This window comes from Mucilaginibacter sp. P5_A6 (assembly GCF_056400585.1).
The window spans coordinates 190,775-214,579 of sequence record NZ_JBFUKZ010000002.1; the positions used below are offsets into that span (position 1 = coordinate 190,775).

17 protein-coding genes are annotated in these 23,805 nt (G+C 42.6%); 7 read left to right on the top strand and 10 right to left on the bottom strand.

Going from position 1 to position 23,805, the window contains the following annotated elements; all coding sequences use genetic code 11:
- Nucleotides 1-70: 70 nt before the first annotated feature.
- A complete protein-coding gene (gene dapF, locus AC1DO4_RS02870) occupies nucleotides 71-856 on the bottom strand; it encodes a diaminopimelate epimerase (RefSeq protein ID WP_477412778.1) in 786 nt (261 codons plus the stop codon).
- A gap of 190 nt (nucleotides 857-1,046) precedes the next feature.
- Here dapF and AC1DO4_RS02875 point away from each other — a divergent pair, with 190 nt between their 5' ends.
- The gene (locus tag AC1DO4_RS02875; protein WP_477412780.1) at nucleotides 1,047-2,588 is read left to right on the top strand and encodes a Do family serine endopeptidase; all 1,542 of its coding nucleotides are present in this window, start codon (nucleotides 1,047-1,049) and stop codon (nucleotides 2,586-2,588) included.
- 218 nt (nucleotides 2,589-2,806) lie between these two features.
- Here the strand turns inward: AC1DO4_RS02875 and AC1DO4_RS02880 are convergent, their stop codons facing one another.
- Genes AC1DO4_RS02880 through ileS form a run of 3 tightly spaced genes read right to left on the bottom strand, consistent with a single transcriptional unit; the run spans nucleotide 2,807 to nucleotide 7,180 of the window.
- A complete protein-coding gene (locus AC1DO4_RS02880) occupies nucleotides 2,807-3,412 on the bottom strand; it encodes a lipoprotein signal peptidase (protein WP_477412782.1) in 606 nt (201 codons plus the stop codon).
- On the bottom strand, nucleotides 3,413-3,796 hold the full coding sequence (locus AC1DO4_RS02885; RefSeq protein WP_184547488.1) for a TraR/DksA family transcriptional regulator: 384 nt from the start codon (nucleotides 3,794-3,796) through the stop codon (nucleotides 3,413-3,415).
- Nucleotides 3,797-7,180 (bottom strand): isoleucine--tRNA ligase, encoded by a 3,384-nt coding sequence (ileS, locus tag AC1DO4_RS02890; protein ID WP_477412784.1) that lies wholly within the window; start codon nucleotides 7,178-7,180, stop codon nucleotides 3,797-3,799.
- A gap of 83 nt (nucleotides 7,181-7,263) precedes the next feature.
- Between ileS and AC1DO4_RS02895 the strand changes: the two genes are divergently transcribed.
- Nucleotides 7,264-7,461 carry a hypothetical protein gene (locus AC1DO4_RS02895; RefSeq protein WP_477403549.1) on the top strand — a complete coding sequence of 66 codons (198 nt, stop codon included), beginning with the start codon at nucleotides 7,264-7,266 and terminating at the stop codon, nucleotides 7,459-7,461.
- Between the two features lie 62 nt (nucleotides 7,462-7,523).
- Here the strand turns inward: AC1DO4_RS02895 and AC1DO4_RS02900 are convergent, their stop codons facing one another.
- Both AC1DO4_RS02900 and AC1DO4_RS02905 read right to left on the bottom strand, forming a co-directional pair.
- Nucleotides 7,524-8,300: an SDR family oxidoreductase gene (locus AC1DO4_RS02900; RefSeq protein ID WP_477412786.1), complete on the bottom strand. Its 777-nt coding sequence runs from the start codon at nucleotides 8,298-8,300 to the stop codon at nucleotides 7,524-7,526.
- Nucleotides 8,301-8,434: 134 nt separating this feature from the next.
- Nucleotides 8,435-10,768, bottom strand: coding sequence for an efflux RND transporter permease subunit (locus AC1DO4_RS02905; protein WP_477412788.1), 2,334 nt, complete (start codon nucleotides 10,766-10,768; stop codon nucleotides 8,435-8,437).
- A 339-nt stretch (nucleotides 10,769-11,107) separates the two neighbouring features.
- Between AC1DO4_RS02905 and AC1DO4_RS02910 the strand changes: the two genes are divergently transcribed.
- From AC1DO4_RS02910 to AC1DO4_RS02925, 4 genes are all read left to right on the top strand, one after another.
- Entirely contained in the window at nucleotides 11,108-11,476 is a 369-nt protein-coding gene (locus AC1DO4_RS02910; protein ID WP_477412790.1) for a diacylglycerol kinase, read from the top strand.
- Entirely contained in the window at nucleotides 11,466-12,191 is a 726-nt protein-coding gene (gene recO, locus AC1DO4_RS02915) for a DNA repair protein RecO (RefSeq protein WP_477412792.1), read from the top strand. Before AC1DO4_RS02910 ends, recO begins: the two co-directional genes overlap by 11 nt.
- A 593-nt stretch (nucleotides 12,192-12,784) precedes the next feature.
- On the top strand, nucleotides 12,785-14,023 hold the full coding sequence (locus AC1DO4_RS02920; RefSeq protein WP_477412794.1) for a sensor histidine kinase: 1,239 nt from the start codon (nucleotides 12,785-12,787) through the stop codon (nucleotides 14,021-14,023).
- Between the two features lie 21 nt (nucleotides 14,024-14,044).
- Nucleotides 14,045-15,616, top strand: coding sequence for an ATP-binding protein (locus AC1DO4_RS02925; RefSeq protein ID WP_477412796.1), 1,572 nt, complete (start codon nucleotides 14,045-14,047; stop codon nucleotides 15,614-15,616).
- 186 nt (nucleotides 15,617-15,802) lie between these two features.
- Here the strand turns inward: AC1DO4_RS02925 and AC1DO4_RS02930 are convergent, their stop codons facing one another.
- The 4 genes from AC1DO4_RS02930 to AC1DO4_RS02945 all read right to left on the bottom strand — a co-directional run bounded on the left by AC1DO4_RS02930 (nucleotide 15,803) and on the right by AC1DO4_RS02945 (nucleotide 23,156).
- On the bottom strand, nucleotides 15,803-17,338 hold the full coding sequence (locus AC1DO4_RS02930) for a RagB/SusD family nutrient uptake outer membrane protein (RefSeq protein ID WP_477412798.1): 1,536 nt from the start codon (nucleotides 17,336-17,338) through the stop codon (nucleotides 15,803-15,805).
- A 24-nt stretch (nucleotides 17,339-17,362) separates the two neighbouring features.
- Nucleotides 17,363-20,647 carry a SusC/RagA family TonB-linked outer membrane protein gene (locus AC1DO4_RS02935; protein ID WP_477412800.1) on the bottom strand — a complete coding sequence of 1,095 codons (3,285 nt, stop codon included), beginning with the start codon at nucleotides 20,645-20,647 and terminating at the stop codon, nucleotides 17,363-17,365.
- Between the two features lie 374 nt (nucleotides 20,648-21,021).
- On the bottom strand, nucleotides 21,022-21,897 hold the full coding sequence (locus AC1DO4_RS02940; RefSeq protein ID WP_477412802.1) for a hypothetical protein: 876 nt from the start codon (nucleotides 21,895-21,897) through the stop codon (nucleotides 21,022-21,024).
- An 11-nt stretch (nucleotides 21,898-21,908) separates the two neighbouring features.
- Nucleotides 21,909-23,156 (bottom strand): YdcF family protein, encoded by a 1,248-nt coding sequence (locus AC1DO4_RS02945; RefSeq protein ID WP_477412804.1) that lies wholly within the window; start codon nucleotides 23,154-23,156, stop codon nucleotides 21,909-21,911.
- Nucleotides 23,157-23,567: 411 nt separating this feature from the next.
- Here AC1DO4_RS02945 and AC1DO4_RS02950 point away from each other — a divergent pair, with 411 nt between their 5' ends.
- Entirely contained in the window at nucleotides 23,568-23,771 is a 204-nt protein-coding gene (locus AC1DO4_RS02950; protein ID WP_477412806.1) for a hypothetical protein, read from the top strand.
- Nucleotides 23,772-23,805: the final 34 nt, after the last annotated feature.

A 23,805-nucleotide genomic window follows, 5' to 3' on the forward strand; every position in this document is an offset into this window, starting at 1 on the left:
GTTCACATTGCGGAACGGAACAGTAGAATACCTCAGGCTATTTCTTAGCCCTGTTATATTAAGCGGATCGCTATATCTCCACAGAACCATCAAACACCTGTACGGCAGGTCCTTCTAAAAAGATATCCGAAAACACTTTGCCATCGTAATTAAAGCGAATATTGAGTTTGCCTCCAAGTACTTTTATGGGCGTATCAATGTGCCCTGTTAGCTGGTTATGGCTGGCCATGGCAAGTGCCACTGCGGTAACCCCGGTGCCACAGGCAAAGGTTTCATCCTCAACCCCGCGTTCAAAGGTGCGCACGAAGTATCCGTCTTCTGTTGGTTCTACAAAATTCACGTTAATGCCGTGCTTGCGGTAGGTAGCATTATTACGGATGGCCCTGCCTTCATGAAAAACATCACGATGCTCCAGGTCTTCAACCAGTTTTACATAGTGCGGAGAGCCTGTGTTGAGTACATAGGCATCCAGGTCGGTTTTTAACTCGTTTACGTCAATCATCTGCAGGCTCACCCAATCCCCCTCGTCTGTAATTTTGGCATTATGCGGACCGTCAACTGCCAAAAAAACAGTTTCGTTTTTAATGATGTCTAAAAATTTGGCAAAGGCTACAATACATCGGCCTCCGTTACCACACATGCTGCTGGGCTGGCCATCAGCATTGTAGTATACCATTTCAAAATCAAACCCAGCCTTATTTTGCAGAAACATCATGCCGTCGCCGCCAATTCCAAAACGGCGGTCGCAGAGGCGGGCAATCAGCCTCGGGTCGCTGTGGTCAACTATGTTTTCACGGTTGTCAACCAGGATAAAATCATTACCTGCGCCCTGGTATTTATAAAATCGTATCTTCACAATAATATCATTTAATATCAGTTACTTACCTGTAGCCTAACCTTTGTAGCAACCAATACGGCTAAGTAAAAACAATTTAACAAATTTTAACAAAAATCCTGATAACTAATCATTGATTATGTAGTCTATATGGTATTAAATTTGATTTGTTAAATTTAATTCACATAAACAAAGAAAGGCAAATATAAAGATGAAAAAGATTGGTTTAACATTATTAACCGCTTTTGCAGGAGGAGCCCTGGCTTTAGGCGCGTACAAAGTTATCGAGAGTAAATACGCGGATAACCTAAGTTTTGAGGACAAACAAAAGGTTTATTTCACCAGCAATCCATCAGCACCGGTAGTATCATCAACCGGCTCGCTTGATTTTACGGAGGCCGCCGCTGCGGTTACCCCGGCTGTAGTTTACATTCGTACCACTTACAGCAGTCAATCAGGAGGCAGCGGACAGGATCAGTTGGAGCAGATGTTTGGTGATATGTTCGGCCAGCGCATACGTCCGCAGGGACCGCAGATGGCCTCAGGCTCGGGTGTTATTATCTCGAACGATGGTTACATTGTAACCAATAATCACGTGGTTGATAAAGCGGATAAAATCACAGTTGCTACAAATGATCACCGCACCTTTCAGGCTAAAGTAATAGGTACCGACCCAAGTACCGATCTGGCCCTGATCAAGATCAGTGCTACAGATTTGCCTATTGTTAAATTAGGCAACTCTGACGATGCCCGCGTTGGTGAATGGGTTTTAGCGGTTGGTAATCCGTTTAATTTAACATCAACCGTTACCGCGGGTATTATAAGCGCTAAAGGCCGTAACATTGGTATTATTGGCAGCGAGAACAGCCAGGACGAGAGCAACCCGTTCGGGCGTAGCCGTAACCAGCCAGCCACACCAAAACTTAACAAAGCCATTGAGTCGTTCATTCAAACAGATGCTGCCATTAATCCAGGTAATAGCGGCGGGGCCCTTGTAAATACCAAAGGCGAGCTGATAGGCATTAACGCCGCGATAGCATCCCACACAGGCTCATATGAAGGCTACGGCTTTGCTATCCCGGTTAACCTTGCTAAAAAGGTATTGAACGATATTAAAAAGTTTGGCTCGGTAAAACGCGGATTTATTGGCGTGAACTTTACAGAGCTTAATCCGGATGCAGCTCAAAAATTTAATATCAGCAACACAACCGGCTTATATGTTAATGACCTGGTTGATGGTGGAGGTGCACAGCAAGCGGGGATTCAAAAAGGCGATATTATCGCAAAAGTAGAGGGTATTCCCGTTTATGAATCATCAGACCTGCAGGAACATGTGGGCCGGATGCAGCCTGGGGATAAAATAAATCTTACCGTGCTTCGCGATGGCAAAGAAAAGAATTTTGCCGTAACACTTAAAGCTGATGCAAACCCAACAACCCGAGTTGCTGCCGTTTCAAAATCGGCAGAAGAATTGTTTAATAAACTGGGTGCAAGCTTTCAGCCATTAACCCAGGCTCAAAAGGCTAAGTTTCATGTAAACTCCGGTGTTTTGGTAACCCAGGTCCGCGAAGGAAGGGTATTTGATAGCTTTGAAATTCCGGTAGGTTCTATCATCACCAGTATCAATAAATCACCTATTAGCAGTGTGGCTGATATTGATAAAGTTATAACCAACCTGCGCAATGGTAACCTGGTAATTTCAGGCTATTATCCGGATGGCACAAACTTTAACAATATGTTCCAGGTGCAGTAAGTCCAGATATGCAAATGTGCAGATATTAGATGTGCAGATATTTAACAAAAAGCCCGCGAGTCGGGCTTTTTGTTTTGAGCAGTAGTTTGTAAGGAAACAAAGTACTGGAACTGCATTTAGGAATAATGGCCTGCAAGGAAACAGACTACGAAGACAAAATCCTCCGATAAACCAAAAAAGCCGCATTTAGCGGCTTTTTCAATTATATTTAGTTTCTTCTATTCTTCAACCATTTCACTATTCGGACTGGCCACTTCTGGTACTTCGTGTTTAAAGTAGCGCTTTTGATATAGCAATATCATGATCACACCTACACAAATAGCCGAGTCGGCAAGGTTAAACACAGGCCTGAAAAACTCAAAGGGCTCATTGGCCCATAACGGGAACCATGACGGATAGGTGCCTTTTAACAGCGGGAAGTAAAACATATCAACCACACGGCCATGGAACATCGGCGCGTATTTGTACATAACCCCATAAAAAGTTGAATCGATAATATTACCAACCGCACCGGCTAAAATAAGCGCCACGTTCATGATGAGCCCGCGGTGATACTTATGTTTTATAAGGTAAACAAGACAATAAACAATCCCACAAACCGCAAAAATACGAAACAACGTTAGCGCCAGCTTACCGGCATCGCCACCCCACTCCATGCCGAAGGCCATGCCATTGTTTTCGGTATAGTGCAGCATGCCGCGGTTACCTAAAAAGCGAATCTCTTCGCCCATGTACATGTGCCCCCTTACCCAGGTCTTAATGATCTGGTCGGCAAGAATTATAAATGCAGCAGTTAAAAAAGGTTTAGTGTAAGCTGCCTTCATTTATTGCTTTAATTTGGCTTCCATGGTCATGGTGGTGTGCGGTACGGCACGTAAGCGCTCTTTCGGGATCAGTTTGCCGGTTTCGCGGCAAATACCATAAGTTTTGTTCTCGATACGTACAAGAGCAGCTTCCAGCTGATCAATAAATTTTTTCTGGCGGGCGGCTAACTGGTTTATTTGCTCTTTTTCCAATGTGGCCGAGCCATCTTCCAGTGTTTTGTAGGTGCCTGCTGTGTCATCAGTTCCGTTAGCATTTGGTGAGCTTAATGAAGTTGCAAGCGAGTTTAATTCTTCTTTAGCAATACGTAGCTTATCCAGTATGAGTGCTTTAAATTCCTGCAGGTCTGACTCGGAATACCTGGTTTTTTCGTTTTCTACTTTCATTTATATTTTACTAATAACAATAAAAATTTCATTTCCATCAATGGTGACTAAATCACCTTTATTTAACTGGCTATCAAGCACAATGCTTACCGCCAAAATTTCGGCGCAAATATAGGATAAATTATTCTTCACCGCTTCATTGATGTAAGGGTGGTCACTAAGGCGTACATTTATCTTATCCGTTACTTCAAATCCTTTCTCCTTGCGCAAGTTTTGGATCCGGTTAATTAACTCTCGTGCTATACCCTCCTGCTTTAATTCGTTGGATATGGTAACATCTAAAGCCACGGTTAGTTTGCCCATATTTGCAACTTGCCAGCCCGGCACATCTTCAGCAATGATATCTACTTCTGTATCAAGTATCAAATATTTATTATCAAGTACAGCAATATTTCCGTTTGCTTCTAAATAAGCTATATCCTCATTTGTAAAATTGTTTATAGCCTCGGCAACAACCTTCATGTCTTTACCAACTTTTTGGCCAAGGGCCTTAAAGTTTGGTTTTATCTTCTTTTTAATGAAGCCTGCGGTGTCGGTAATGTACTCAATATCTTTGATGTTTGTTTCAGATAATATCAGCTCTTTTACCTGCTCCACCTGCACCTTAAAGTCTTTATCTAATATAGGTAAAAGAATCTTGCTTAGCGGGCGACGCACATTGATGTCGATCTTTTTACGTAATGATAACACCAGGGATGATATATCCTGTGCCAGTTTCATTCGTTCTTCCAGGTCAGTATCTACCAGTTCTTTTTGATATTCAGGGAAGTAAGCCAGGTGAACTGATTCAAATAGCTCTTTACCGGTAACGCTGTTCAGATCGTTATATAATCTATCGGAAAAGAAAGGCGCTATGGGCGACATTAATTTACTGATGGTAATTAAACAGGTATATAACGTCTGGTAAGCAGATAACTTATCATCCGAGTTATCCGACCGCCAGAAACGGCGGCGGCTTAAGCGGATAAACCAGTTGCTGAAATGAGCGTCAACAAATTCCTGTATGGCACGGGCCGCTTTGGTAGGCTCAAAATCGGCATAAAAACCATCAACCTCCAGGGTAAGGGTGTTTAATAGCGATATGATCCAGCGGTCGATCTCCGGGCGTTTGCTTATGGCTATTTCGGCTTCGCTGTAAGTGAACTTATCAATATTGGCGTACAGCACAAAAAACGAATAGGTATTATATAATGTGCCGAAGAACTTGCGGCGAACCTCATCTATCCCATCGGTATTAAACTTCAGGTTATCCCATGGCGATGCATTGCTGATCATGTACCAGCGGGGGGCATCGGCGCCAAACTGCTCAATGGTTTCAAACGGATCAACGCCGTTGCCTAAACGCTTAGACATTTTGTTACCGTTCTTATCCAAAACCAACCCGTTCGAGATCACATTCTTAAACGCAACACCACCGTTGCCAACCCGTTCATTCACCGTTCTTACCTCGTCGCTGCACTCGCTCAGCATTACGGCTATGGCATGCAGGGTAAAGAACCAGCCACGGGTTTGATCGACCCCCTCGGCAATAAAATCGGCAGGGTAGGCATTGGCAAACTCCTCTTTATTTTCGAAAGGAAAATGCCATTGTGCATAAGGCATCGCGCCCGAATCAAACCAAACATCAATCAGGTCAGGCTCGCGGAACATTTTGTTGCCGCTTGATGAAGTTAATATCACATCATCAACATAAGGGCGGTGCATATCTTCCAATGTAAAGCCTGCCGGCATAAAGCCTGCCGCGATAGCTTTTTCAATTTCGGCATTCAGCTCGGCTATGGAACCGATACATTTCTCTTCGCCGCCATTTTCTTCGCGCCAGATAGGCAGCGGGGTACCCCAGTAGCGTGAACGCGAAAGGTTCCAATCCACCAAATTTTCAAGCCAGTTACCAAAGCGGCCGGTTCCGGTCGATTCCGGTTTCCAGTTGATGGTTTTGTTAAGTGCAACCATTTTATCCTTTACCGCTGTAGTGCGGATAAACCAGCTATCTAACGGGTAGTATAAAATAGGCTCATCCGAGCGCCAGGAGTGTGGATAGCTGTGCTCGTATTTTTTAACATCGAATGCTTTATTCTCTGTTTTTAGTTTGATAGAGATCAGTACGTCGGTAGGTTTAAAACCAGGCTCGGCGCGTTCTGCATCGCTATAGTATTCTTCTTTAACGTAGTAACCCGCAAAATCGGTAACCTCGTTAACAAAACGACCTTGTTTATCAACAAGTGGAACTTCCTTGCCGTTTTCGTCCTTCACCATTACCGATGGTACGTTGTTTTCTTTACAGGCCCGGAAGTCGTCCGCACCAAAAACAGATGCCGTGTGCACGATGCCGGTACCATCTTCGGTAGTAACAAAATCGGCAGGGATAACACGGAAGGCGTTTTTCTCCAGGTCATCATTGCTTACGTAAGGCATCAGCTGTTCGTAGTGGATGCCCAATAGCCGGCTTCCTTTAAACTCTGCCTGTAATTTCCATGGAATGATTTTGTCACCGGATTTATAGTCTTCAAAAGACGCGTTTTCACCTTCGGCCTTAAAATATTTCTTAACCAGATCCTTTGCTAAAACAACGCAAATAGGCTCGTAGGTATAAGGATTAAAAGTGCTTATTTGGGCATAAGTGATGCTCTCCCCCACTGCTAATGCGCAGTTTGAGGGCAGGGTCCATGGCGTAGTTGTCCAAGCTAATATAAATACGTCGGTATTTACGTCTTCGAATAAAAATCCGGAATCCTGGTCGCATTTTACTTTAAACTGGGCAACAATGGTAGTATCCTTCACCATTTTATAGGTGCCCGGCTGGTTAAGTTCGTGGGAGCTTAAGCCCGTGCCCGATTTTGGCGAATAAGGCTGTACAGTATATCCTTTGTACAAAAGGTCTTTATCATAAAGCTGCTTCAGTATCCACCAAAGGCTTTCAATGTATTCGTTTTTGTAGGTGACGTACGGATCATTCAAATCAACCCAATAACCCATTTTTTCGGTCAGGTCGTTCCATACATCGGTATAGCGCATTACCTCTTTGCGGCAGGCATCGTTATATTCCTTAACAGTTATCTTTTTGCCAATATCGTCTTTGGTTATTCCTAACGCTTTTTCAACAGCCAGCTCAATTGGCAGGCCATGGGTATCCCAGCCGCCTTTGCGTTTAACCTGGTATCCCTTTAGGGTTTTATATCTGCAAAAAATATCCTTTATAGAGCGCGCCATTACGTGGTGAATACCGGGCATGCCATTTGCGCTCGGCGGCCCTTCGTAAAAAGTGTAAGGGTTACTCGCCGGGCGGCTGCTGATACTTTTTTCGAAGATGTTGTTCTGTTTCCAAAACTCCAGTACCTCTTTGCCTGTTTGCGATAAGTTTAACTGCTTATATTCTTTGTACATGTATATATTCTACCTTTTATCACCTCTTTTTTAAGAGGTTGCAAAAATACGGAATTTATAAATGATTTTTTTAATTTAGAGGGGTGAAAAATAATAAAGTAAAGCGTACTATACTAATGCTGCTGGTAGCCGTGATCCTGTTTTCTACATCAATGGTTATTCCGGCGCTGCAGGATTCCAAATGGAAGGTACTTATGCAGGGCGGCGCCACCGGGTTAACCATGGCCGGTATAGTGAGTATTATTACGTTACTGATAGATTATTTGAAGGAAAGTAAATAGCCGCGTTTTTTGGCTGAATCTAATTTTTAATTCTGTTAATTCGATAAATTTCGGTTCAGGAATTAAAAAATAGCCCGGTTCGCTCCGCCATCAACCTGAATAGTTGTCCCGCTAATATAAGCCGCCTGTTCAGATGCTAAAAATGCAACCAGCGCGGCCAGCTCTTCTGGTTTACCGATGCGTCCCAGCGGGATGCTTTTAGCTTTGTCCTTTATTGCTTGTTCCGGGTCTACGTCTTTAGGGAAAGTATGCTTAATTCTATCGGTGAGGATCAATCCCGGCGCCACATTGTTTACAGTGATATTGTATGGCCCAAACTCATCGGCCATTAGCTTGGCCATGCCAACCACGCCCATCCGCATACTGGTTGACAGTACCGAGTTGCCTAATACCGCCTTTACCGAACCACTGATGATGTTAATGATGCGTCCGCTACCCGTTTTTTGCATATGTGGTAATACCAACTTGCTTAAGCGGGCAAAGCTGAGCAAGTTGAGCTCGAAAGCCTTTTGCCATTGCTCGTCGTCAAAGTTCTCAAACTTATCAAATGGCGGTCCGCCGGCGTTATTCAGCAGAATGTCAATCCGCCCGAATGTAGCTGCCGCTTTGGTTATAAAGTAATTTATCTCGCCGGCATTTGAAACATCAACGGGGATGGCCACAACCGGGTTACCGGTAAGCTGTTTTATCTCATAGGCTGTTTGGGTTAGTTCTGCTTCATCGCGCGAGCCGATGATAACCTTTGCTCCTTCGGCAGATAGCGCCGTTGCAATTGCCTTGCCAAGGCCCTTGCTTGCTGCAAGCACTACGGCTACTTTGTTGTTGAGTTTAAGATCCATAAGTCGCACTTAAATCCTCTCCAAAGGAGAGGACATTGAATCGAATATTGTTAATTAACGGTTTTCTTTAAAGTTCTCCATGCCAAATATTCCTTTTCAGCATCCTCCCCTTCAGAGCGGGCAGGGTGAGGCTTCTACTCTTCTATATCAGGCCCCTTCAGCTTCTTCCTGTCGGTCCCTTTTTCAAGGCTTAATAAAAATGCCGGCAACAATGTAAGGTTACTAATCATAGCTACCAGCAGCGTGATAGATAAGAGGATTCCCAATGCCTGCGTGCCGCCAAATTTGGATACCACAAACACACCAAAACCAAAAAAAAGTACTGTTGCTATAAATATCATGCTAACCCCGGTTTCGCGGATGGTATCGGATACAATTGTAGAAACCCTTTTATTGCTGTTGCGCAGCTCATGCCGGTAGCGGGTGATGAAATAAATGGTTTGGTCGCTGGAGATCCCCATAGCTATGCTGAATATCAGGATGGTTGATGGTTTAAGCGGGATCCCAAAGAAGCCCATAATACCTGCTGTAATTATTAATGGCACCAGGTTTGGCAGTAAAGAAATGGCTATCATTTTTACACCACGGAACAGGACCCACATTACCCCGGCGATTAAAAAAATGGCCCAGGCCAGGCTCTCGTAAAGGTTGGTAAGCAGGTAGTTTGTTCCCTTTATAAATATAATGCTGCTGCCTGTAAGCTCCACATGGAATTTTTTGGGGTTAAATATCGAGTCGATACGTGGCTGTAGATTGGCCAGTACCACGTTCATTTTTTTTGACCCGGCATCAACCATTTCAAAAGTAACCCTTGTTACCTGGTGGGTGCTATCTAAATATGTATTAAGTGCGCTGGTGCCTTTGCCCGAGTTGCCTGCATAATTGAGGATAAAATTTTGCTCCAAACCATCGGGCAGGCGGTAATAATCGGGGCTGCCGCCATAAAAAGCCTGTGTGCTGAATTTTAAAACCTGTATCAGTGATATCGACCGGCTAAACTCCGGGTAGGATGATATGAGTTGTTCCAGTTTCTCAACCTTGCGTATTACCGCCTGGTTCATTACGCCATTTTTTCGTTTGGTATCAATACTTACTTCCAATGGAAGTACGCCGTTAAAGTTCGATTCAAAAAACTTCAGGTCCTCCAGGGTATTATTGTGCTGGGGCAGATCGTCAACTACGTAGCCATTGATATTTATTTTGGTAATGCCGATGGCGGATATCACAACAAGTAACAGGGTGATGATATAAACCATTTTACGTTTGTTGTGCACTAAATTATCCAGGCTAATAAGTAGTTGTTTCATTAATTTACTATCCTTAATGCCTGCTTTTTGCGGTTTGGGCGATGGTAAATAACTAAAGATAATAGGCACCAGGATAAGGCTCAATGCGAAGGTGGCCATAATACTTATGGAGGCAACTAAACCAAACTGGGTTAGCAGTTCGCTGTTGGTGAAACATAATACGCCGAAGCCGATAGCTGTGGTAACATTAGCTATAAAGGTAGTTATGCCCGCTTTTTCAATGGCTATGTGAAGTGCCTGTAATTTATTGCCGCTCAGTTCAAACTCGTGATAATACTTATTGAGGATGAATATGGTATTGGGAATCCCGATAACTACTACAAGAGGCGGGATGATGCCCGTAAGAATAGTCATTTCGTAGTGCATGAGCACCAATGTACCCAGGCTCCAAACCACACCTAAAACTACGATGATCACCGGGAAAATAACCGGGAAAAACGAACGAAAAAAGAGCAACAGTATCAGCGCCGTAATTAATACCGATAGGCTAAGAAACATCGAAAACTCATGTGCCACCAGGTCGCCCACCACAGTGCGGATGAGCGGCAGGCCGGAGTAATGTACTTTTATGCCATGCTTTTGCTCAAAAGCAGCGCCCAGTTTTTTTATTTTATTAATGATAGGTACCCGGTACGGTGTATTGATGATTTTATCATCAAAAGTAATGGCCATTAAGGTTGATTTGCCATCGTTGCTTAAAACCAGGCCTTTATAAAATGGCAGGTTTGCCAGTTGTTGTTTCACGCTATCAACCGCTTGTGCGCTTTGCAGTACCCCGGTAACCAGCGGCTTTATAACAAAACGATGTTGAGTGGTATCTTTTTGCAGGTTGTAAACATTGGCTGCTGAAATTACAGCCTTGATGCCTTTTACCTGTTTCAGACTGTTGCCTATCTGGTACCAGTCGTTAAATATATCCTTGTCAAATATCTTACCTGATTTTATGCCGATCACCATAGACGAAGCATCCTGGCCAAACATTTTTTTAAACTGGTTGTAACGGATATAAGCCGAATCGGTAACGGGAAGTACCTTGCCGCCGTTAAAGGTTATTTTTACCCGGGATGCCTCATATCCCATAAAAACACTCAGTGCAACAACGCTTATCAGCACGAAGAGCCTGTTTTTAAGAATAAAAGATGCTGTATTTTTCCAGAACATGCGCAGTAAATTAAGGGCGCCGCTAAACTACGAAATTTGATCTATCTGCCGATTGAACAAATTTGACTTTGTGAAAATGAAATGGCAGAATGCGGATATAGGCTAAGTAAAAATTTAATTTCACGCAAAGATGCAAAGAAATGGCAGATGGGGATGTGTATCTTCGGGTAATCTAAAATACAGCTCTGTTGCAAGAAGAAATAAAAAAACAGGAGATTGCACTTTGTCTTCCCACGTTTGCGTGACATCCTCAAATGTAAAGGATATCGATTCGTTTAAACCAAAGGCAATCAATGTTCAAAACCAGCTTAAATAAATCAAAACCCGTATTTTTGATACATGAAAAGACTGATGAGCAGTTTTGGCTTTGCTTTTAAAGGTTTAAGGTATGCTACATTAACCCAGCCCAATTTCAGGATTCACCTGGTTTTGGGTTTTAGTGCCGTTGTTTTGGGGATTTTGTTACAGATTTCATTCGCCGAATGGGAATGGATCATGCTGAGCATAGCCATTGTTTTGGTAGCAGAACTTTTAAATACCGGGATTGAAACCCTTACCGACCTGGTATCGCCGGGATACAATGAAAAGGCAGGCCACGTGAAAGATGTTTGCGCCGCTGCCGTGGTTATTACCGCTTTATTTGCGCTCATCACCGGCATCGCTATATTTTTACCCAAACTAATTTTACTGATAACTCATGCTGCATAAAACCAGGGGCATTGTATTTAAAGCAACGGACTATGGCGAAAGTAGCGTGATCGTTCAGATCTTCACCGAAAAATTTGGCCTGCAATCATACATCATCAACGGAGCCAAAAAGCCAAAAGCTAAAATAGGCCGCAATATGCTGCAGCCCCTGCATTTGCTCGACCTGGTGGTTTATCATAAAAACACAGGTAGCGTACAGCGCATAACCGAACTTAAAAACGCGCCGGTGCTGCAAACCATTCCATATGATGTTATCAAAAGCTGTATCGCTATTTTTTTGAACGAAGTGCTGTATAAAGCGATAAAGCAGCAATCTGCCGAAGAAAATATTTTTGATTTTGTGTTTAACGCCATCGAATGGCTCGATCATCAAACCGGGAATGTGGCTAACTTTCACCTGCTGTTTTTAACCCAGCTTACCCGTTACCTCGGTTTTTACCCCGATAAGTTTTTAATTGGCAAGGCCGATTACTTCGACCTGAAGGACGGCACGTTTAGTAAATACAAGCCCGATAGTGTAATGTACCTTTCGCCTCCGCATACGCAAAACTTTAGCCTGGTGCTGCAATGCAGTTTTGAAAACATGGAGCAATTAAAATTAAGCAATGATGACAGGCGGTACCTGGTGCATAAATTGATGGAGTATTACGCCCTGCATATTGAGGGCTTTGGAAACATCCGCTCGGGAGATGTGCTGGAGGAGGTGTTAGCTTAAAGCCGCCTGAAATATAAAATCGATGTTTAATATTTGACAATAAAGGGTATTAAAACAAAAAAAGAGAAAGCCGATGGCTGTCTCTTTTTTTTAGTTGACTGACCTCATTATTTACCATAAAGAACTAATTGGTTAGATCGATAATAACAATTAGGACAAATATATGCACTATAGAATTAGTAGACTAATTTTTTGACGAAAATTTGCATGTTTTTTGATAAAAAACATCATTTTTTTCTGAAAACCGGTCGGTTTTAAAAAAAAACCACCCCAATTTCCCATTTTTCCCACCAAAAAGCGCACAAAAGGGAGGTCTTTTGACCGGAGCATATTGGCACTTTTTGTTCAGCCCGGGCGATTTCAAACCCGTCTGGCTCATTCAATATTGATCAAACTGAAAAACCAGGAAGGATAAATCGACAACTTTTCCTAAAGCCTGATTATAATTTGCGGGTTAAAAGATACAGGCTGTCTGAATTTAACTAAAAAGAAACCATTCGCAAAAAACAAACGTATACGGTACACTATAAACCATTATAACAATGTTGCATTAGTATCTGCAGCCAATACTTTCATAACGATCAGATTTAATTATGGAGAATGAGATAAATCTTTCTGAACAAAAATTTAATGCCATTTTTACTTATGCTCCATTGGGCCTGGCCGAAATTGATCAAAACGGCGAAGTAATACGGCTGAACATAGCCGGGGGAGAATTGCTGAAGCCCTTATTGGAAACATATCAGCTTCCGGGCGATAATATTTATCCCATATTGGATTGCATCAACCCGGAGATTTCTGAAAAAATAAAAAATTATGAGCCATTCAGGGGGATAGTTTATAACGCGTTAAATAGATTCAGGCTGCCGCATCCAAATAATAACGCAGAAAATCATTTTCAGTTCAATATTACCAAGATGTTTGAAGATTGCATTATTGTGGGCTTTGAAGATCTGACAGCGAAATACGAGGAAGAAGAGGCCATGCACCAGGCAGGCCTGGAAAGGGCTGTTGCACAGGGCAAGTTTGAAATCGCGTCTGAAGTATTACATGATATCGGCAATGCCGTGGTCGGGTTTGGTTCATACCTTACGCGTATCAATCGTTCCATGGAACAGAATAATGAGGAAAACCTGCAAAATGTGGTGTTGTTTTTAAAAGGGCAGCAAACCGCATTAGCTACAGCCATTGGCGATCAAAAAGCAGGAGCGCTGGTGAGCCTGCTGGAAGGGATTACCCTGGCTCAGAGAACTAACAAGGAAGAAATTCGGCGGTCTATTTCCGAACAGCTTAGTATCATCAGCCATATCCAGGAGATCCTTACCATTCAGCGCCAGTATGTGGTTGGGCATGAGCCACAGGACAGAAAACCGGTTAACTTAAGGGATGTTATTTATGACTGCCGTTCAATGATATTTGCCACTTATGATAAAAAGGGGATTGCTGTTACATTAAATATGCCAGACCAGGTACCAATGATTAAAGGCGACCGGACTAAATTGATGCAGGTAATTTTAAACGTATTAAAAAACAGTATAGAGGCAATAGACGTTCACGGAAATGAAAAAAATATTGAAATCCAATTGCTTTTAGAGGATAACGTGCTGCGATTAACCATCCTTGATACAGGCAAGGGTTTTGATGAAGCTACAGCTGCCCATCTTTTTGAGCGGGGATTTACTACCAAAAATACTGGTACCGGCCTTGGATTATACAATTGCAGATCTATTATTGAAAGTCATTCCGGCTCTTTCTACATTTGTAGTGAAGGCCCTGGCCGGGGCACTACCACAACTATTAAATTTAATTACGAAAACGGTAAACGCCTTTAAAAGGATTATAAACGAATTTTTATGATGAACCAGGTAAATACATCAGTACTTGTGATTGACGACGAAGAATTGGTGCGTGATAATATAGAAGTAATACTGGCGCCGAAAGCTTTTATTGAAGATAACAGCATTAGCCAGGCGGCCCGCATCTTGTTTGATACGCCGAAGGAAATACTTACTATCCGTACCAGCAAGATCCCGGTTTTTAGTGTGGATAAAGCATCTAATGGCAGGGAGGGCGTTGATTGTGTAAGAAAGGCATTGGAGAACGGTCAGCCTTATGCCGTTATTTTCCTGGATATGCGGATGCCGGGCTGGGACGGGCTTGAAACCGCGAGGCAGATAAGGAAGTACGATAACAAAGCGGAAATTATTTTTATCACCGCGTACAGCGACCGTTCCATTGAAGAGATTATTGACCAGGCGGGGCAAAACGTGGGCTATCATTGCAAGCCATATGCAGCAGAAGAAATTATACTGCTTGCTACAAAAGCAATAACCGATTATGACCGTTTGCGAAACCTTGAGAAACTAATAGAGTCTATATCATCTATTGGTTTGAATGAGCGCCAGCTTAATACTTTACTTAAAAAYATTTTAGAACAGTTAGCCATTTCGGTAGGGACAGATATGGCTTTGTTAGGGAAGCTCCACGGTGATTTTGCCTATGAACAAATACTTTCAATTGGCGCTATTGAAGCCAGGATAAACCTGGATGAATTAATTACCCGCGTAAAAACCATCCACATTGAGCCGGACGAGGTAGTGCAGATGGATGAACTGGTGCTGGCAAGAATGGATTGCTATTCTGTTTTTGCCGTGCTAAATAAGTATGAAAAATTAAAGACGGAAAAGATGTATTTGTTAAAATTGTTTGTGCAAAATGCAGCCCAGGCAATTAGAAATGCAGAATTAAACGAAAAATTAATACGGAAGGAAAAACTTTCGGCAACGGGCAACGCGGTTGGTATGGTGATGCATGACCTGCGCACCCCTATTAAAAATATGAAACTGATTACGACGATGATGCGGGAGCAAAATGAAGGCGGCGAATGGGTGGATCTGCTGGATCAGTGTGCCGAGCAGTCATCCGAAATATTTGATGACTTTTTAGATTTTATTAAAGAAACACCTGTAAAAAAAGAGCCGGTTAATATCAACCGGATAATTGATGCTATTACCAATGCGGCAGAGGGAGGCGTTCATCATGACCACGTAGCCATTCATAAAACTATCCCGGGAAACCTGGTTATACAGGGTGACGAAAGTAAGCTTAAAAGAGCTGTAATGAACCTGGTGAATAATGCCGTAGAGGTGCTGCAATACAAAAAGATAGAACATGCTGTTATACATATTACCGCGCAGACAGACGAAACCAATAATAACGTGTCTATTGTAATACGTGATAACGGACCGGGAATACCTCATGATATCATAAAATCACTTTTTGAACCTTTTATAACCAAGGATAAGGTAAACGGAACAGGACTTGGATTAGCCATTGTAAAGCAGTACATCACCGCCCATGGCGGAACCATTAATGCCGAAAATGATAATGGCGCCGTTTTTACCATCCATCTGCCGATAAAGTGAAGTGCGCTAAAAATTCAGCCTAAACAAACCAGGGCAAAGGATAACACATAGCCGGAGGTGCAGGTAAAGTCCAAGCAAAAAACAACCAAAAAGCCCCTTAGTGATTATCTAAGAGGCTTTTTTCAATAGGAGCGGCGCCCAATATTGGGGCCGATAGTCCTTTAAGGTGGTTAACTATATCTGGTTTTAATAGCCCGGATTTTGATACATCTTTACCGGATCGAGCTTGTACTCATCAAATGGGATAGGATAATAGCGATCCTTTGTGCTAAAATTTGATAGCAAGGCTGATCCGAAGTTAGCCTGGGTTTTGCCTTTGAAATAGGCTACCAGTTCATCAGTAGTAAATGCCCGTAGCAAATCAAACCAACGGTGATGCTCAAATGCCAACTCAACGCGGCGCTCATGCAAAATTGCAAGCTTAAGGGTTGGATAATTGGTACTGTAAGCACTATTGGCCATGGATACTGCATAAGTTGGCATACCCGCCCTTGCACGTACCATATCTAAATATTGAATAGCAACGGCATCATCCCCAAGGTCATTATTAACCTCGGCAAGCATCAGTATCACATCGGCATACCTCATCAGGATCCAATCGTTGCCACCATAACCTAATTTACCGGCAGCATCACTCGCATCCCTGAATTTGGTAACAAACCAATCCTTTACAATTGGATCATTAGCATACTTAACAGAAAAGGTCATTCGCGGGTCGCCTGTTTCGTAATCGTTGATCAGATCGTGGGTAACATTATATCCCGCGCCCGATGCTGCCTTTTGCGAATTAACGGTTTCGCCTTTTGCCTGGTTGTTGGCTGCTATTGATGAACTGTAACTAACATCACCCTGCTTATTTACAATCTGGAAGATCAGCTCAGGGCATGTTGATTTTTTATTTACATCAAAAACATCGGTATACGGAATGCTGCTTAATGCGCCGAACGTGCGCATATTATAGGCATTCATGAGGTAGGTTTTGGCATTTGTAAGATTAACCTGGCGGTTAGCCTGATCTAAAGTTGTAGCCATTGTTAAATATACCTGGCCCAATAATACATTGGCCGCGGCTTTTGATACCCTGCCAATATTAGCACCTGTTTGCAGGTTAGGTAGCGGGCTGTTATTGATCACATCGGTAAGGTCTTTTATAATCTGCGCATATACCGTAGCCTGTTTTTCGCGATAGGTTGCGGCCGCAACTTCTGTAGAGGCTAATTGTTTGGTTACCAACGGCACATCGCCCCAAAGGCGGACCAGGTGAAAATACATCAGCGCACGTAAAAATTTGGCTTCGCCTGTGTATTGCAGCTTCAGGTTTGGATCAGCAAAAGTTACAGCATCAATATGCGACAATACCACGTTGGCACGGGTAACTGTAGCATATAACGACACCCAGTGGCTTTTTAAGTAAGTATTGCTGGCTATCAGCGAAAAATTGTTGAACTGGAAAGGCTCGCCCGCGTTCGATTGGTTATCGTTTGTGCCGGTATCGTCAGAGCGCTGATCGGTCCACAGGTCGCTGCTTTCGCCTATATTATTGCCACTGCGCAATGATTGATAAATGCCATTTACAGCTAACAAAACATCATTAGGCGATTTAAAATTGGCATCGACAGTAACAGCATTCGGATCGGTTTCGTTTAGAAAACTTTTTTTACATGCCGGGCTTATGGCTACACATACCGTAAGGCAAATGATAGCTATTAATTTTTTCTTCATCTCTATATTCTCCTTAAAAAATCATTAAAAAGTAACATTAACACCTAAATTGTACGACCTAACCAAGGGGTAAGTACCATAATCAATTCCGGGTGCAAGGTTGGCTGGTTGAGTATTATTTGAAGCGGCGCCAGAATAATTGTAGTCAACCTCCGGGTTATAGCCTTTATATTTGGTGATGGTAAAAGCGTTTACTACACTGGCAAACAACCGGGCTTTACTAATACCCAGTGTGTTTTGTAAAATGCCGGGCAGGCTATAACCAACCGTTAAGTTGGTACAACGAAGGAACGAGCCACTTTGCAGATAAAATGTAGATAAACGGGTGCTGTTACTTTGGGTACCACCGCGTGAAGCACGGTATACAGTTCCATTGCCGGGGTCAGCGGCATTTCTGTAACGGTTGGCCACATCGGCATACTGGTTGCCCGAGCCTTCCATGTTGTACAGGTAATAATCCTGGCCATCTAATATCTTATTACCATAAGAGCCATTGAACGATGCACTTAAATCAAAATGCTTATAAGTAGAATTTAAGGCAAAGCCGTAAGTAAACTTAGCGTATGGTGAACCAATAACGGTTTTATCGGCATCGTTCACTTTACCATCGCCGTTGGTATCCACAAAATACAGATCGCCTGGCTTAAGCGGGTTGGTTGATGAGGCAGATGGAGCAACCTTGCTGATATTCTCGGGGGTTACCATGCCGCCCACTTTAAAACCATAAAACATACCCACCGGCTGACCTTGTGTGGTAATGTTGGTTAAGTAAGAGCGCTCGGCGCCGTTAATTATAATGGTATTGTTACCCGGTAGTTTTACCACCTTATTGCGGTTTAGTGAAATATTGCCGCTTACATTAAAAGTGAGATCCTTTGAGCTTATTATCCTTCCATCAAGTTGAAGATCGAAACCTGTATTGCGGATCTTTGAATCGCGCAGGTTGGTAAGGATGGTGGTACTGCCGGATATAGCCGAAATAGGCTGATTATATAACAGGTTGTAAGAGTAGCTTAAATAATAGTTGGCGATGATAGATAAGCGGCCATTAAACAAGCCGATATCGGTACCAAAGTTATATTGCGAAGTTGACTCCCAGCTTAGCTTTTGATCTTTTATACCGCCGGCATATGTAGCGGTAGCAATGGTATTATTACCAAAAACCACACCTGTAGGGCTTGCAAGCGTTTGCTGATAACCGTAATTGCCAATATTGTAGTTACCACTTAAACCCCAGCTTGCGCGGACTTTAACGGTTGACTGATCGCCAAGGAAGTTATGGTAAAAAGGCTCTTCGGATATGTTCCATCCGGCGGCAACAGACGGGAAATAGCCGTATTTGTTTAAAGGGCCAAAACGCGATGAACCATCGGCACGGAAAGAACCTGTTAAAAAGTATTTACCGGCATAATTGTAATTAACACGACCAAGGTATGATAGTAAGGTATAAGCCGATTTACCTGTATTTGAATTCAAGGTAAAAAGACTCGCATCTGCGCCTTTGGCAGTAATTTCCGGAATATTATCATTTTGGAAACCTTTGGCAGTTACGCTGATCAGGTCGCTGGTTGTTTTTTGAGCTGTATAACCAGCCAGTACGTCAAAATGGTGTTTACCAAGCTGTTTGTTGTAGTTTAAGGTAAACTCGGCCAGGCGATCTAACTGGGTGATAGTTTGAGCTGTTGCCGTTGCTGCCGCTATGGATTGTGTTGATCCCGGGGGGAAAGCACCACTGCTTAAGTTAGTTGGCAGGTAGTAATCATATTTTTCATTGTAGGATTGAGTACCTAAATTGGCTTTGGCATTAAAACCAGGCAATATATTGTAAACTATATTGGCGTTGTAGGTACTGCGGTAGCCTTTGCGGGTAATTTTTGTACGCTCGGCCAATGCAACCGGGTTTTCGATAGATTGATAACCGTATGCTGCTGCCTGTGATGCCTCGGCATTGGTAGCCAATGATCCATCGGCATTATAGGCCGGTAAATAAGGCATGTATATAAGTGCGCCAAGAACCGGCCCGTGGTCAAAACGGCCTTCCTGCACCTCTTTATTTGTATTTTGAGTGTAGGCTATATTTGCGCCAACGTGTAATCTCTTGCTAACATCGCCTTCAATATTGGTGCGGAAATTTATACGTTCCTGCCCTGTAGTGCGTATAATACCGTCCTGATTTTGGTAAGCTCCGCTCACATAGTAATGGAAGCCGTTTGAAGCGCCCGAAAATGCCAGGTTATGTTTTTGGAAGAAAGCATTATGATACAATTCATTTTGCCAGTCGGTATTTACTGTTTGGTGAATTAATGATTGGTTAGCAAAGTCATAAAGTCCGTCGGGTATACTCACGCTGCCTGCATTGCTTACATTGGTAATACGGGTAGCGTTGTTATCGGAGTACATGGCATCATTCCAAACGTGGCCTGTATTAACCCACAGGTCGCGGTAGGTATTGTTACGGCCATCAATTACAAGTTGCGCAGCCTGATCTGAGTTGAGCAGTTTTACTTTTTTAGCTAACTGATTTATACCTGTTTGCACACTGTATTCAAATTTTCCTTTGCCTTCTTTACCATGTTTTGTAGTTATCAAAACAACACCGCCGGATGCACGGGAACCATAAATAGCTGCCGAGGCGGCATCTTTTAAAATGTCGATACTTTCAACATCGTCGGGATTAATGAAAATATCATTGCCGGCAGGGTAGCCATCAATAACATACAGAGGATCGGAACTGGCACTGAATGATCCAATTCCTCTAACCCTGATTTTGGTGCTCTGGTATGGCGCGCCACTTGTTTGTGATACCTGCACACCAGCAACCTTACCCGCTAATGCCTGCCCGAGTGATGGCGCAGATAAATTAAGGTCGCTTGCCTTAACACTGGAGATTGAACCGGTAACATCGCTTTTGCGGATGGTTTGGTAGCCGATAGCAACTACTTCGTTAAGCATGTTTGCTTTTGGCATTAACTTTACGTTGATGGTAACCGAACTGCCAACTGTAACTTCCTGTGGTGTATAACCAATAAAGTTAAATACTAATATTGATCCTTCATCTGCAGCTATGCTGTATTTACCCCTCGCATCGGTTGCCACACCTTTATCGGTGTTTTTTATCCTTACAGATACGCCAGGCAAAGGTTGGTTTGTTTCGTCGGTTACTGTACCGGATACCTGGATTGCCAGGTTACGCCCGGTTTTGTTGGGAATTGCCGCTTTTGCGTTAAACGCCAGCGCCATGATCGTGAAGTAGATAAAAGGTTTTAGCAAAAGCCTTTCAAAAAGATCACGGGTAATCTTTTTATTCATATTTTTAAAAGTTGATTGTTAGAAAACGACACTAAAGCTTTCGACCGCTTTTTAGTTATTTGACAATTATTCAGGAGACCGTGTGAATGTTAGCGCGCATTCGTCGGTTCTTAATTTATGACCAGCCAGGTGTTAAGTTTAAATTAATGTTACATAGGCGCTTAAATTAAATATAGTATAGATTTAATATTATCATAATAAATATTGCCTTATGATAAAATAACATTAATCAGGGGTTATTAATATTACAATGTTGGCAACAAAATTAAGCCAACTATCTTAAGCGGGGGATACTTAAAAGTTAAGTTTATATTAATAAAAAATGCCGGGCGAGATACCCGGCATTTCAATTTTTTAATAGCTTTGCGAAGCTGCTACCATGTAGTTTTGGTAAAATTTACGTTGTTTTTGCGGGACGATGTTACCGCAATTCCATTTTCAATACCGCCAATAAAAGAGAAGCCCTCCAGCTCATCGGCCCTATCTATGTGGTCCACCTGGCTGATCACTACTTGTTTACCGGTTTCGACAGATTTTTTAAGATCGATATACGTAAAGCGCCATTGCTGCCCTTCCACTTTGTTTTGGATTAGCACCAACATGCCATTTTTAGCTATCCAATGCAGATTTTGTACCCATGGGGTACATGTAAATTTTTTGTAAAGTACTCCCTCTTCTTTTGAGTTTGAAGCTTTCGCTAATTTTTCGGGATCGTATAATCTTACTTCATTACCGTGGTCGCCATAATCTGTAGTGGCCACATACCATTTATTATTATATTTAACATACTCGGGCCAGGTGCCCTGTATACAAGCGTCATCGTCAATGGTATTTAGCAGGTTGCCATCAAGTGTGCCCGTTTTTAATAGCCCTTTCCAGTCCACACAATATATTACTGCTTTCCATTTTGTGCCTTCGGCATTAAGGCGAATGGAATTACCAATAAAGGTTGGTCCGGTTCCGTTATAGGCAATCCCGGTAGGGTGATTAATCACATCTTTGCCATTCATTGTCAGCTTAATTTCTTTGTGCTGGTATACCAGACTATCATTTTCCTGTTTAAATTCACGGAGCATACCCACCTCGCGGTCGCCATACAAAAAAATACGTCCTTTTTGATAGGAGATTCCCTGGCAGGCTCCTAAAGAATCAACAGTTATTGCATGACTAAGCTGCTGATCAACATTTGAGGTTACTAAAGAGCCAAGACCTAAGGCCGCAGCTAATATTGTTAATGTTATTTTTTGCATCGATGTTAATTTTAGCGTGGATCAAGCGGTTCATCCGGATCTATTTGCTTAGCTTCTTCAACCGGGTAGTACTCTACTTCGGTTTCTGAGTTGCGTTTAGCTAGTTTGTAGGGCACATATTTCAGCTCCTTTTCGCATCTGTCGGCCATATGCATTATAAAATCGGTTTGCGATTTATCAGTAACAACAATGCCGGGTTTATTAGCCGGGATGCCATATTTGTATATGAGCCTTGCACTGTTACGCATATTGGTGGTTGTGTGCCTTGCGTGTGGCTCAATGATGATAGCGCTTTCGGGTATATGCAGTACTTTCATGAGGTATACTTTCATTTCGGCTGCCTCATTGTATTTGGTTTTATAAGGATGCACATTACCGCCCGAAACAATGATTAGGGGGGCCTTGCCCAGCCTGTACTCCTGTTCTGCAAGCCTGCAGCGCAGCATCCCCTCGCCGCTCAATGGCGAAGCTGGGTTGTCTGGGCCCGCGCCCGGCACAAGTATGTTTGAGTATGGGAAACTTGCCCACTTAACGGTCTTTATTTTATTAACCGCTGCTTTATTAACGGTTAATTCCATTGGCTCATAATGGGCAGGGTCCTGCCGTTCGTTAATTTGGAGGTACAGCAATGCGGCCTGTAGCGACGGCTCAAAAAACAACGTTGTGTTTTTAACATTCCCTATCAAAGCGGCATTAAAATCATACATCAAGGTATAATATTGGGTTGCATGAATGTTGTAGCTTACAGAATCTATTAGCGGATAATTTGGCTTATTGCCTTCGGCATATACGCCTATGGTATAATTTACAGCCGCTGCATCCTGCTCCCAGGCTTTTACCAGTAGCTGGGCCGGTGTTAGGTTTTTATACAGGCTGTAGGCACCCGATGGAATTAACCGGGCTTTAATCAAACGATCCAGGGCGTTACCGGGTTTATGAAGTAAGGCAAGTTGGGCACTAACTACAGCAATCTCATCGCCAGATAATTTTACCCGGGCTATAAGGCATGCGGCGTCCTTACAATCGGCAAGTGAAGTGTTTAGGACCTTTAGCTTTTGTTGGGTAATTTTTGTAAGCGCTGCATCATGCTTAAGCATGGTACTTACCTCTTTATCCTGTTCAAATAAAGTAAGCAGATAATAATTTTTGGTTTTTACGTAATCTGTATTAGTGCTTATATTATCTGGGGCAGCCACAACTTGTGCATAACTGCCGAACCCGAAAAGGCACATCAACGAGTTTAAAAAAAGTTTATTCATATAAAATAGTGTGTGTTACAAATAACGTACTCTAAAATAAACTGTAGGTTAATAAATGGTTTCCCGTGACTAAATATAGTAGGTTTGAGTGGCATGCATATTTAGCAATAGACGAAAATAGGTTACCAGACCCACATTTTTCCAGCATTTTCTGAAAGCACCAATCTACTATGACGATAAAGCTATTACGTTGAAAGCGCTTAACCTTTTTGCGGAAAACAGCAAATTGATGCAAATCAATTTGCTTTCTTTATAAGCAAAAGAACGGGCTTTTATAACTATAGGTTACTATCAGCAATATATAATTGTAAAAATTTGGTTATCCGTTTCCATAGTGCTAAATTTAAACAAACAAGGTATGGTCRCATAACTAACTGCTTTAAAATAAGGTAATTAATTAAATATTTGATCATGGATATAATCGAAAAAAACACACCGGAAGAACCAACCGGTGGGGCTGAATCTGAAGATAATTCTCCAGATATGAATGCTATCGGCGATGCTCTTGATAAAGGCACGCCAATTGATTTTACAGATAACCAGGATGCAATTGGGCAGGCACCTACCCTGGCGGCTAATAGAAGCTTGCGTGATAAAAACACCCCTATTGGCTAAGGTTAGTCTACTGGTTGCGTAACACATTAAAGGT